12 protein-coding genes are annotated in these 12,127 nt (G+C 71.3%); 1 reads left to right on the plus strand and 11 read right to left on the minus strand.

Going from position 1 to position 12,127, the window contains the following annotated elements; all coding sequences use genetic code 11:
* Positions 1-343 precede the first annotated feature (343 nt).
* The 11 genes from ACFVXE_RS31545 to ACFVXE_RS31595 are packed head-to-tail and all read right to left on the minus strand — an operon-like array spanning position 344 to position 10,358.
* The gene (locus tag ACFVXE_RS31545; RefSeq protein ID WP_389676334.1) at positions 344-1,360 is read right to left on the minus strand and encodes a Rieske 2Fe-2S domain-containing protein; all 1,017 of its coding nucleotides are present in this window, start codon (positions 1,358-1,360) and stop codon (positions 344-346) included.
* A gap of 2 nt (positions 1,361-1,362) precedes the next feature.
* The gene (locus ACFVXE_RS31550) at positions 1,363-1,587 is read right to left on the minus strand and encodes a recombinase-like helix-turn-helix domain-containing protein (protein WP_389676336.1); all 225 of its coding nucleotides are present in this window, start codon (positions 1,585-1,587) and stop codon (positions 1,363-1,365) included.
* Positions 1,588-1,616: 29 nt separating this feature from the next.
* Positions 1,617-2,555: a PDR/VanB family oxidoreductase gene (locus tag ACFVXE_RS31555; RefSeq protein ID WP_389676337.1), complete on the minus strand. Its 939-nt coding sequence runs from the start codon at positions 2,553-2,555 to the stop codon at positions 1,617-1,619.
* A gap of 39 nt (positions 2,556-2,594) precedes the next feature.
* Complete coding sequence (locus ACFVXE_RS31560) at positions 2,595-4,220, minus strand: thiamine pyrophosphate-binding protein (RefSeq protein WP_389676338.1); 1,626 nt, start codon at positions 4,218-4,220, stop codon at positions 2,595-2,597.
* A gap of 9 nt (positions 4,221-4,229) precedes the next feature.
* On the minus strand, positions 4,230-5,018 hold the full coding sequence (locus ACFVXE_RS31565) for an SDR family oxidoreductase (protein ID WP_389676340.1): 789 nt from the start codon (positions 5,016-5,018) through the stop codon (positions 4,230-4,232).
* A gap of 19 nt (positions 5,019-5,037) precedes the next feature.
* The gene (locus tag ACFVXE_RS31570) at positions 5,038-5,793 is read right to left on the minus strand and encodes an SDR family oxidoreductase (protein ID WP_389676341.1); all 756 of its coding nucleotides are present in this window, start codon (positions 5,791-5,793) and stop codon (positions 5,038-5,040) included.
* Positions 5,786-6,307 (minus strand): cupin domain-containing protein, encoded by a 522-nt coding sequence (locus tag ACFVXE_RS31575; RefSeq protein WP_389676343.1) that lies wholly within the window; start codon positions 6,305-6,307, stop codon positions 5,786-5,788. Before ACFVXE_RS31575 ends, ACFVXE_RS31570 begins: the two co-directional genes overlap by 8 nt.
* 12 nt (positions 6,308-6,319) lie before the next feature.
* The gene (locus ACFVXE_RS31580) at positions 6,320-7,108 is read right to left on the minus strand and encodes an alpha/beta fold hydrolase (RefSeq protein WP_389676345.1); all 789 of its coding nucleotides are present in this window, start codon (positions 7,106-7,108) and stop codon (positions 6,320-6,322) included.
* The gene (locus ACFVXE_RS31585; RefSeq protein ID WP_389676346.1) at positions 7,105-7,902 is read right to left on the minus strand and encodes an aspartate dehydrogenase domain-containing protein; all 798 of its coding nucleotides are present in this window, start codon (positions 7,900-7,902) and stop codon (positions 7,105-7,107) included. The genes ACFVXE_RS31580 and ACFVXE_RS31585 overlap by 4 nt, the downstream gene beginning before the upstream one ends.
* Entirely contained in the window at positions 7,899-8,843 is a 945-nt protein-coding gene (locus ACFVXE_RS31590; RefSeq protein WP_389676347.1) for a VOC family protein, read from the minus strand. The genes ACFVXE_RS31585 and ACFVXE_RS31590 overlap by 4 nt, the downstream gene beginning before the upstream one ends.
* Positions 8,844-8,873: 30 nt before the next feature.
* Entirely contained in the window at positions 8,874-10,358 is a 1,485-nt protein-coding gene (locus tag ACFVXE_RS31595; protein ID WP_389676349.1) for an aldehyde dehydrogenase family protein, read from the minus strand.
* Between the two features lie 292 nt (positions 10,359-10,650).
* On the opposite strand from ACFVXE_RS31595, the gene ACFVXE_RS31600 reads away from it, so the two are divergent.
* A complete protein-coding gene (locus ACFVXE_RS31600; protein ID WP_389676348.1) occupies positions 10,651-12,015 on the plus strand; it encodes an MFS transporter in 1,365 nt (454 codons plus the stop codon).
* The last annotated feature ends 112 nt before the right edge of the window (positions 12,016-12,127 follow it).

Here is a 12,127-nt window from a genome sequence, read left to right on the forward strand (position 1 = left end):
GCCGGCGGCAGGCACATGGAGGGGGAACGGTCCCGTTCCCTGACCCCCGCCGCTCCGGTCCCGGGCAACGGCAACGCTAGAAGGCGCCGCAAGCGTGAGTCAATGGTCTGGACCAGATGATTGTGGCCGGAACCCGGGGGATCCGCGGGGACTTTCCGCCTCCTGGTGGACAGAACATCGCAGATACCTGGCCGAAAGCGGGCAGGGATCACCGTACCCGGCCGCGGCGGCGGACGGAGCACATCCCGTGCACGCCCGAGGGGCCGTCCGACCGTCCGCGGTGCGGAGATCGGACGGCCCCTCGGAGTGCGCGCCGCACACCTGACCCCGTGCGGTGACCCGCTCAGGCGCCGGCCGAGGACTGGGCCTCGGCCGCCGCACGGTACAGCCGGCGCAGCCGCACCACGCCCAGGTCGTGCTGGTACAGGTTCTCCCGCTGATCGGCGTCGGCCGGCATGGCCTCCAGCATCACGCGGTCCTGCTCCAGAACCTCCCAGTGACGCTTCTCGATCAGCGTCTTGTACAGGAAGCGCCAGGATGCGCGCTGCCAGTCCTCGACGCGGCGGTAGCGCCAGAAGAAGACACCGCTGCGCTGCTCGTCCACCGGGCAGACCATGCCCACGATCCCGAACGGTCCGCCGGGGCCGGCCGTCGCCGGGTAAGGGATCGACAGGTCGACCCAGTCCACACCGGTGCGGCACAGCTCCACCCAGTCGAAGTTGACGCCGCGCTGGTCGGTCTTCTCGAAGAAGTAGCCGCGGCCGGTCTCCCGGATACGGAACTTGGCCGTGGTGTCACCGTCGAACATCGTGTGCGACTCGTGGTGCAGAAACGCGCCGTGCATCGGGTCGAGCAGGTTCTCCACGGCGAACCGCCACGGCGCATCCCACTCGGCGTAGCACAGGAACGCGTCCACCCCGGGGTCCGTCAGCGGATCGGGCAGGGTCAGCGCGGCCGGTTCAGGGTGCTCCTCGTCCCCGAAGTAGGCGAGGACCGCGCCCGCGACCTCGCGCACCGGCAGCGAGGTGACGAGCTTCTTCCCCTCCAGGCTGCAGCCGGGCAGTCCGGGGACGGAGGAGACCGTGCCGTCGGTCTCGACCTCGACGCCGTGGTACCAGCAGGCGACCCGGTCGCCGAGGTGTTTGCCGAGCGACAGCGGCGCACCGCGGTGCGGGCAGCGGTCGGCGAGCATCGACAGGGTGCCGTCGGAGCGGCGGAACAGCAGCCACTGCTCGCCGAGCACGGTCACCTTGCGCATCGCGCCCGGGGCGACGAAGTGCGAGGGGACGACGGGGTGCCACTGGTTGCGCAGCCCGTTGGCGTAGATGTGGTCCGCCGTGGCGGAGGACGACAGCGTCATGGTCAGGCTCCCAGTCGGTTCATCTCGGCGCGGAAGGACTCCTCGGTCCACGGTGTGCCGTCGGCGGCGTGGACCTGGCGGGCGTTGAGCCCGCGCACCACGTCGGCCAGCTCGTGGCCTTCCTTGGCGAAGACGTCCTCGAGGGTCGAGGCGAGCTTGTACTCGTACGGGGTCGGCTCGTGCGTACGGGACTGGTGGACGTCCAGGTACGGCCAGGTGTCGGTCACGGTGTCTCCTGAAAGTGCGGGGGAAGGTGTCACAGGTCGAGGACGAGCCGGCTGCCCGGGGCACACCGCGAGACGCAGATCATCATCGTGGCGCCGGCGGCGTGCTCGGCCTCGCTGAGCAGGAAGTCGCGGTGGTCGGGGGTGCCGTCGAGGACCCGGGTCTCGCAGGAGCCGCAGATGCCGTCACGGCAGGAGCTCTGCACGTCCATCCCGGCGCCCTCCACGGCGTCGAGGATCGAGGTGTCCGCGCCGACGGTGAGCGTCACCCCCGAGGTGCGGCACTCGACCTCGAACTCCTCGTCGTCGCCGCCTCGTTCCACCACCGGCGCGGCGAACCGCTCCAGTCGCAGCCGTTCCGCCGGGCAGCGTTCCTCGACGGCCGAGAGCAGCGGTTCGGGGCCGCAGGAGTACACCAGCGTGCCGCCGGGCAGTTCGGCGAGCGCGGTGTCCAGGTCGATGTGGCCCAGTTCGTCCTGCGGCACGAGCGTGACGTCACCGCCGAGCGCGGCCAGCTCCGCGGTGAACGCCATCGAGGCCCGGCCCCGGCCCCCGTAGACCATCCGCCACGCGGCTCCCCGGCGGTCCGCCTCCCGGGCCATCGCCAGCAGCGGTGTGATCCCGATTCCGCCGGCGACGAACACATAGCCGTCGGCGTCCTCCAGCGCGAAGTGGTTGCGCGGCTCGGAGACCGTGACGGGCTGTCCCGGACGCAGCTGGGTGTGCACGTATCGCGAACCGCCGCGCGACGACGGTTCGTTGAGCACACCGATGCGGTAGACGTCCGCCACGTGCGGGTCGCCGCACAGGCTGTACTGGCGGATCTGGCCGCCGACATGGACATCGAGATGCGCGCCGGGCGTCCAGGCGGGCAGGGGTTTGCCGTCGGGGTGCGTCAGTTCGACGGACAGTACGCCGTCGGCCTCCCATGTCATACGACGGACGATCAGCTGCAGCGAGTTCTCACTCATGGCCTGTTGCCTCCTTACCGGCAGAACGGGCGGGCCGGGCTACTGGCCCGGAATCCTCACGGGCGGTGTGAACGGGTTCTTCATCGGGCCGAGCGCCGTGAGATCGACCTCGACGAGCGTCGGTCCGCCCGAGGCGACGGCTTCGGAGAGCACCGGGCCGGCGTGCTCCTCGGCGGAGATCCGGGCGTACGGCAGACCGCAGGCGCGCGCCAGCAGCTCGAAGTCGGGGGTGACCAGGTCCACCCCGGAACGACGCTCGCTGTAGCGGTCCTGCATGTTGCGCAGGACGCCGTAACCGCCGTCGTTGAAGACGATCAGGGTCAGACGCGGCCGCTCCTGGGCGAGTGTGAGGAGTTCGCCGAGGTGGACGGCGAGCCCGCCGTCGCCCGCGATCACGACGGTGGGTGCGTCGGGCCGGGCGAGCGCCGCGCCGATGCCCATGCCGAGTCCCTGCCCGATGCCGCCACCGCGCGGGAAGACGTTGTCCCGCGGGTCGTACATCTCCAGCAGGCGGTTGCCCCAGCTGCTGGAAGGGATGGTGACATCGCGTGCGACGACCGCCTCACGGGGCAGCGCGGCACGGATCGCGTCACAGATCGCCGCCTGCGGGCCGATGTTGTCGTGCAGCGTCGCGCGTACCTCGGTGCGTACGGCGGCGACTCGGTCGGTCCAGCCCGCCTCCGCGGGCCGGGCGTGCGGCAGCAGACCGGTCAGGGCGGCTGCCGCGTCGCCGTGCAGCGCGTGGGCGGCCGGGTACACCCGGCCGAGCGCTGCCGCGTCGACGTCGATCTGGATGTGCGCCCCGGGGAGCTCCAGCGTGTAGTCGGCGGTCTCGTTCGAGCGGAAGTGCGTGCCGACGGTGACCAGCACGTCCGCGTCGGCGAGCAGCGCCCGCACCGCGGGGGTGGTGGCGAAGTTGCCGACGACCTGTTCGTGGTCCTCGGGCACCGCGCCGCGCCCGGAGTTCGAGGTGAGCAGTCCCGCTCCGGTCGCCTCCAGCAGCCGGGCGAGCTCGCCGCGCGCGGTGGCTGCGCCGCCGCCGGCCCAGATCAGCGGGCGGTGTGCCGAGGCCAGCAGGGCCCCCGCGGCCGCGAGTTCACTCGCGGGGACGATCGGCGCGTCGGACGCGGAGAGCTCGGCGGGTTCGTCGGTCTGCGCTGCGTACTGCAGGTCGACCGGCCACTCCACGCTGGCCGGGCCACCGGGCGCGGTCAGTGCCGCCCGGGCCGCCTCGCGCAGGATCCGGCCGGCCCGCTCCGCGTCCGGCACGCTCGCCGCATACGCCGAGACGGCGGTCAGCATGCCGAGCTGGTCCTTGGTCTCGTGGATGAAACCCCTTCCGCTGCCCAGGAATTCGCTCTCGACCTGGCCGGTGATGTGCAGCACGGAGCTGCCCGCGCTCAGGGACTCGATCAGCGATCCGGCCGCGTTGCCCGCACCGGTGCCGGTCGAGGTCAGCGCGCAGCCGAGGGTGCCCCGGGCCCGCCCATAGGCGTCGGCGGCGTTCACGGCCGATGCCTCGTGGCGGACGGGGACGAACCGCAGCTCGCGGTCGACGGCCTCGACGAGCGGCAGGTTGTGCACGCTGACGATGCCGAAGACCGTGTCGATGCCGAGTTCGCGAAGGACGGCGACGAGGAGATCGCCTCCGTTGTCGTAACGCATGGTGTCTCCTCAGAGGATGGAGCGGCCGACTCCGCCGCAGACGTCGATGCTGGTGCCGGTGATGTACGAGGCACGGGGTGAGAGCAGGGTGACGACCGCGTACGCGACCTCCTCGGCCCGCCCGAGGCGGCCGAGCGCGATACCCCGGTCGGCGGCCAGTTCGGCCTGCCAGTCCTCGTACGGCATGCCGGAGTCCGCGGACGCGTGGCGTCGGGTCCACTGGCCGGTGTCGATGAGTCCGAGGCAGACGGAGTTGACCCGGATGCCGTCGCCGGCCAGTTCGGCCGAGAGGGACTTGGAGAGGTTGAGGATGCCGGCGCGGGCGGCGCTCGTCGTGATCAGCCGGGGCTCCGGCTGCTTGGCGAGCACCGCGTTGATGTTGACGACGGCGGCCGCGTCGGAGGCGGCGAGATGGGGGCGTGCCGCGTGGAGAGGGTTCAGCACCCCGGCGAACTTCAGCTCCAGCTCGTCGCGCCAGTCCTCGGCGGTCGAGTCGTCGAGCCCCTTCATCCGGGACTGTCCGGCGTTGTTGACGAGTCCGTCGATGCCGCCGAACTCCTCGGCGGTGCGCCGGACGAAGCCGCGTACCGCATCGGCGTCCCGCACGTCGCACACCCCGGTCAGCAGGCGGTCATGCCCGGCGCCGAGCCGGGCTGCCACCTTCGCCAGCCGGTCGGCGTCACGGCCGCAGGTGGCGACGCGGGCGCCTTCTTCGAGCAGGGCGCGGACCGTGGCCAGGCCGACGCCCGAGCTGCCGCCGGTGACCACGATGGTGCGGTCGGCGAGGCCCAGATCCATAACTCGTTTCTCCTACGGTTCAGTTCATGGTGAAGCCGCCGTTGACGGCGATCACCTGGCCGGTCAGATAGCGGGACTCCTCGCCGAGCAGGAAGGAGACGACCCCGGTCAGGTCGTCGGGCTGCTGCGGCCGGGAGATGGCCCGGTTCATGCGGTAGAGGTCGTGCCGCTCGGCGGGCACGGTCTCGGTCGCCTCGCACTCGGTGAGGCCGGGAGCGACCGCGTTCACGGTGATTCCCCGGTCGCCGAGCTCGCGGGCCATGGCCCGGGTCAGTGCGATGACCGCACCCTTCGAGGCGATGTAGTGGGCCAGCCGCGGAGACCCGTACAAGGCCGCGTCCGAGGCGATGTTGACGATCCGGCCCGGGCTCGTGAAGAGCGGGTACAGCGCCTTCGACACCAGCCAGGGGCTGCGGGCGTTGACCGTCATCAGCCGGTCCCACACCTCGACGTCGATGTCCTGGAACTCCTTGCCGCCCACGCCGTTGGCGAGCGCCGCGTTGTTGACCAGGCCGTACAGCGGGCCGAGTTCGCGCACGGCGGCCGCCAGGGCGTCCACCGAGGCGGGGTCGGCGACGTCGCACCGCACGAAGTGGGCGTCGATGCCCTCCGCGAGCAGCCCCGCGACAGCGCACTCGCCCCGCTCGCGTTCCAGCTCGGCGACGACGACCCGGAAGCCGTCGGTGCCCGCCCGGCGGGCCATGGCCAGTCCAAGGCCACGGCCCGCGCCGGTGACGACGACGGTGCGTGCGTCGGCCGGAGGCTGGTCAGCCACGGGTGACGCCGTGCATCGGCGAGTACTCGGGGTAGGTCGGCACCTGCGGCTTCTGCGTGCCGATGACGACACAGAACAGAGCGTCGGTGTCGCCCTCGTTCTTGAGCGAACGGGTCACGCCGGCCGGGACGACGATCATGTCGCGGTAGCCGAGGGTGCGGTACTCGGCCTCGTCCGGGCCACGGTGGATGCCGACCTTCACCTCGCCCTCCAGGACGAAGAACGCCTCCTCGACGTCGTGGTGGGTGTGGGCCGGGCCCTCGGCGCCGGGCGGCAGCAGCATGTTGGAGAACGTGAATCCGCCGGACGGGATGATGCGGCTGTCGCTCTCGTGGTTGCCGGTGGCACCGGAGCCGACGTAGCGGATCTGACCCCGGCGGTACTGCGGGCCGGCCTTCTCCTGGAAGGAGAGGGTGTCGAAGTCCGCCACGCGGGAGGCCTTGCTGGCGATGAGGGCGTCGGTGTACGCGGCGAGGTCGCCGCCGTTGTCGTACTCGGTGGTGGTCAGAGGCATGGGGAACAGCTCCTATTCGGGAATGGATGCGGTGATGCGGAGGTGGGAGAGGACCCAGGCGTTGAAGTGCCCGGGCTGCTCCTGGTTGGCCAGGTGACCGGCGTCCTTGACGATCACGAAGGCGGTCTTGTGGATGGCCCCGGCGATGGCCTGGCTCGCCTCGACGCCGGTGACCTGGTCCTGCTCGCCGCAGAGCACGAGGGTCGGCGCGGCGATCGAGGGGAGTTCGGCACGCAGATCGGCGGCGGCCATGGACTCGGCGGCGTACCCGTAACCCGGCAGCCGGACCGAGGTCGCCATGGTCTCCACGACCCTGTGCACCAGGGTCTCCGGGGCGCCCGGGGACACCAGCCGAGGTCCGCGTGATTCGGCGAAGGCACGCGGGCCGAGCTCCGCAAGCTCGGCGGCGCGCGCCCGCATGCCCCGTGCCTTCGCCTCGTCCGTGCCCGAACCCGGGCTGGAGTCGGCGACGATCAGCGAGGCGACCAGCTCCGGGTGGCGTGCGGCGAGCCGCAGTGCGATCACCCCGCCCCAGGAGACGCCGAGGACGTGTGCGGTCGTGGCGCGTTCACGGATGAGCGCGGCCGCCGTGTCCGCGAAGTCGTCGAGGGTGAGCGGCTCCGCGGGGTCGGGGGACTTGGCGTAACCGGGCGCGTCCCAGGCCACGACCCTTACGCACGACGAGAGTTCGGCGAGCTGTGGGGCGAAGGCCGCCGACGACGAGCCGATGCCGTGCAGACACAGCAGCAGGGGGCCCTGATCGCCGGCCTCCTCGACATGGACGTCGACGCGGGCGCTCACAGGATCTGTCCCGTCCGTCCGGCGAGCGCCGCGAGGCTGCGCAGGACCGCGTACGGCACGACCTGACTGGTCGCCGGGTTGCCCGGGTCGGGCAGGTGGGCCACCTCGAAGCGGTATGCGCCGTGCGCGCCCGACGCCTCGATCACATGCCGCGTGTGGTGCGCCGCCGGATCGGCGACGACCTGGACCCGCACAGCGTCCAGGTCGCCGACGGCCAGCGCGACCGAGGCGGCCACGTTCGTCGACTTGGGGAACTTGGCCGGAACCTCGCGAGCGGTGCCGGACATGATCTCGACCGGCCCGGTGGCCGTCCGCATCCGGGTCAGCAACTCCTCGTCCATCCAAGGCTGTTCGAGGGTCGAAGGCAACTTGGTGGTGGTCAGGCGGACCTCGTCCAGCGGGCCCAGGGAACAGGCCGCCTGGAGCAGGTCGAGGCCGCCGACGGCGCCGCCCGTGAAGTACACCCGGCCGGGTCCCGCCGCGAGCAGGCGCCCTGCGAGCTCGTCGTCGGTCAGCGCCCCGCTGGAGGCGATCAGCAGGTCGGTGCCGGAGGTGAGCACCCGCTCGCCCCACTCCCGTACGACGCCCTGGCCCGCGGCCTCCACGATCAGGTCGCAGAGCTCCAGGGCCTCCTCGAAGGTGACCTGCTGCGCCGGCGCCGCCTCGCCGAGCGGGCGGTTGTCGACGACGCACACGAGCTCGGCGCCGCCCACCTGGCCTTCGGCGAGTGCGGTGCCGACCACCCGGCCGATCGCACCCCATCCGACGATGCCTACCTTGCGTACGGTGCTCATGCGGTGGCCTCCTGGGCGTCTACGGGAGTGAGCGGTCCGGGGTCCGGTGTGCCCGCCATGTGGCAGCGGATCTCCTTCGACGGCGGACCCGCCGTCCCCCACAGGTCGGACAGGTCGGGGACCCGTCGCCACACCCGGGCGATCCAGGCGTCCTCGACGATCTGGGCGACCTCGGAGGTGTATTCGCAGACCAGACCGGACGGGTCGGTGAAGTAGGAGAAGGTGTTGTTGCCCGGGCCGTGCCGGCCGGGGCCCCACTGGGGGGTGATGCCGTGGTGGCGCAGCCGGCCCAGGCCCCGCATGAAGTGGTCGACCGATGTCATCTCGTACGCCACGTGGTTCAGCGACGTCCAGTCGGCCTGGTTGAACGCGATGCAGTGGTGGTCGGCGTTGCAGCGCAGGAACGCCATCTGGTGCTCGGACCAGTCGGAGACGCGCAGGCCGAGCACGTCGCAGTAGAAGGCGACGGCGGCGTCGATGTCGATGGTGTTGAGCACGGCGTGCGTGACCCCGACCGGCACCGCGCCGTCCCGGCCGCGCGGGACCACCGCCTCGACCTGGGCGCTGATCTCGACCAGACGGCCCTCGGGATCGGTGAACCGCAACCCGTATCCGCCGCCCGCCTGTTCCAGCGGGGCGGGCCCGAAGACGGGGACGAGGGAGCGTGCTTCGAGGCGCCGGGCAGCCTCGTCGACCTCGGCGGGGGTGGCGACGGCGAACGCGATCCGGCCGAGGCCGACCCGGTCCCGCTCGGTGAGGTGAAGGACGTGGTGCTCGTCGCCCGATCCGCGCAGCCAGCGGGCGCCGGTGTCGGACTCGACGGTGTCGAGACCCCAGACCTCCTCGTAGAAGTCGGCGGCCTCGGTGAAGGCCGGCGTGTGCAGCTCGACGTAGCGCAGGGAGCGGAGCCGGGCGATCGGACCGGGCGGTGGTTGGTGCATGAGTCTCTCCAGACGGGCAGGCGTGCCGGGTCAGTTGGCCCAGGGGAGGGGGAGATCGGAGGTGCCCCAGTACAGGGACTTCTGACGCTGGTAGGCGCGGATCGCGTCGCGGCCCTTCTCCGTCCCGAGGCCGCTCTCCTTCCAGCCGCTGAACGGGGTGGAGGCGCTGAACTGCTTGTAGGTGTTGATCCAGACGGTGCCGGCCTCGATACGGCGCGCGATCCGTCCCGCGGCCCGCAGGTCACGGGTCCAGATCCCGCAGGCCAGCCCGTACACGGAGTCGTTGGCCTGGCGGACCAGGTCGTCCTCGTCGTCGTAGGGCAGAGCGACCAGGACAGGGCCGAAGATCTCCTCCTGGCAGGTCCGAGAGGCGTTCGGCAGTCCGTCGAGGACGGTCGGAAGGTAGTAGGCGCCGTCCTGGTAACGCTCGCCCTCGGGCGCCGACCCGCCGCAGAGCACCCGTGCGCCTTCCGAACGGGCGAGGTCCACGTAGGCGGCGACGGAGTCGCGGTGGCGGTGGTGCACCAACGGCCCGACCTGGGTGCCCGGTTCGGTGCCGGGGCCGACGCGCAGCTTGCGGACGCGCTCGACGAGTGCGCCGACGAAGGAGTCGTAGATGTCGCGCGCCACGAAGAGCCGTGAACCGGCGATGCAGGACTGGCCGCTGGACGAGAAGACCCCGAACATGACGCCCGCCAGAGCCTGTTCGATGTCGGCGTCGGCGCGCACGATCGTCGGTGACTTGCCGCCGAGCTCCAGTGAGGCCGGGATGAGTTTCGCCGCGGCGATCGCGGCGATGGACCGGCCGGTCTCCGTGCCGCCGGTGAATCCGATGCGGGCGACGAGGGGGTGCCGTACGACGGCGTCGCCGACCACCCGGCCGCTGCCGGGAAGTACCGACAACAGGGCGGTGGGCAGACGGAATTCATCGAGCGCCTGGGTGATCAGCCGGGCAAGTGCGAGGGAGACCAGGGGGGTCCAGGCCGCGGGCTTGAGGAGCACCGCGTTCCCGGCGGCCAACGCGGGGGCGATCTTCTGTGCGTCACTGGCGACGGGGGAGTTCCAGGGGTTGATCGCACCGACGACGCCGATCGGTTCGTACACGCTCATGGTGACGTAGGGGCCGCGGGACGGCGTGACCGAGTCCTCCGCGGTCTCCAGGGCGGCCGCCATGTACCGGAAGGTGCCTGCGGCGCTGAGCGCGAGGGCCCTTGTCTCGGTGAGGGTCTTGCCGGTGTCGGCGGTCTGCAGTGCCGACAGCTCGTCGGCCGCCTGCTCCGTCAGTTCGGCGATGCGGTGCAGCACGCGAGCGCGCTCGTGGGGCAGAAGGTCCCGCCAGGCCGGTTCCGCCATGGCCCTTGCCGCGGCTTCGGCGGCTTCGGCGACCTCTTCGGCAGAAGCGGAGTTGATGCTGGCGAGCACGCGGCCGGTCGCCGGGTCGACGGTGTCGACGGGCTCGCCCGCACCACGTCGCCACTGGCCCGCGATCAGGATGTCGGTGGGGTGGTGCGGCACGGGTGGACCTCCGGGCGAGGCGGCGGGACGGGGGGTGGCTCCGGGTGCGGACACGTCCGAAACGATTTCGTTACGCGGCACTTCCGAAGTGCTAGAAATCTAAGCGCTTAAGTTTCGTTCCGCAAGGGCTCAAGGAAAAATCGTTGCCGAGGGGGCCTTGAGCGTGGATCCTGTGGTGCCGATGATGGTGGAGAGGGCGCTTCACTCAAGTTTCCTAAGCTCTTAACCATTGACCACTTAGATACGGGAACCTACTGTCGCGGCAACCCCTTTGCCCGCGGAAGGACCCTCCATGACGACTGTGGCCGGTACGCCAGCCCTCGGCTCGATAGCCGCGCGACTCGAACGACTGCCGCACTCGCGCTGGCACGTCAAGGTCCGTTTCCTGATCGGAGCCGTCACCTTCTTCGAGGCGTTCGACCAGCTGCTGGCTGCCTCCGCACTGCCCGTCCTGATGAAGCAGTGGCACCTGACCACCGGGCAGGCCACCTTCGCCGTGACCACCGCCTCCATCGGCATGCTGCTGGGGGCCCTGGCCGCCGGCTGGATGGGTGACCGGATCGGCCGGGTGCGCACCGTCGCCCTCGGTGTCGCCGTCACCGGGCTCGCCAGCCTCGCCGTCGCCTTCTCCGGCGGCATCGAGACCTTCTCGCTCTTCCGGTTCGTCCAGGGGCTCGGCATCGGTGGTGTGGTGCCGGTGGCTGCTACGTACATCAACGAGATCGCCCGCTCCGACAAGCGGGGCCGATTCGTCCTGCTGTACGAGATGATCTTCCCGGCCGGACTGGCGGTGGCCACCCTGGTCGCCGTATGGGTGGTGCCCCACCTCGGCTGGCGCGCCATGTTCGTCCTGGGCGCCCTACCGGTGCTGATCGCCGCCGTGCTGCCCCGCAACGTCGCCGAGTCCCCGCGCTGGCTGCTGTCGCGCGGGCGCACGGAGGAGGCGGAGCAGGCCATCGCCCGCATCGAGGCGGAGGTCGCCCGCACCACCGCCGAGGAACTGCCCGCGCCCGCCGCGCAGGTGCCCGACGAGACGTCCCAGGGTCGGCTGGGCGACCTGTTCCGCGGACGCTATCTGCGGCGCACGGCGGTCCTGTCGGGTCTGTGGTTCGTCGCCTACTACGTCAACCACGGCATCTCGACCTGGCTGCCGTCGCTCTACACGAAGCAGTTCGGGCTGGACCTGACCACCGCGTTGGTCTACACGCTGCTCAGCAACGTCACCGGCCTGCTCGGTACGTTCGTCGTGGCACTGCTGATCGACCGTATCGGGCGCAGGCCCGCGCTGGTGGGCGCGCTGGTCGGCACGGTGCTCTCGCTGGGCGTGCTCGCGGTGGCCGGCGCCACCTCGGGCGGTCAGGTCGCCGTCCTCGCCTCCTGCACGACCTTCTTCCTGTACGCGATCAACGCCGGGCTCTACCTCTACTCGCCCGAGCTGTACCCCACGTTCAACCGGGCCAAGGGCGCCGCGTTCGGTGGCCTGTGGAACCGGGTCGGTGTCATCCTCGGCCCGATCACCGTCGGCGCGATCATCGGCGCGGGCGGCAGCCTGGCCCTCGTCTTCGCGCAGCTCGCCGTGGTCGCCGCGGTGGGCGCCGTGATCGCCTGGTTCGCCGTCGAGACCAAGGGCAGGACGCTGGAGGAGCTCAACTCCTGACGTGAACGGAGGCGCCGGCCGGGGGGGGGGGGGGCGGGGCGGGGGCGCAATCACAAGGTGCCCCCCCCCCCCCCCCCCGAGCTCGTGTGGCGGCACGCCCCCCCCCCCCCCC

It is taken from the genome of Streptomyces sp. NPDC058231 (assembly GCF_042882275.1).
Classification (GTDB): Bacteria; Actinomycetota; Actinomycetes; order Streptomycetales; family Streptomycetaceae; genus Streptomyces.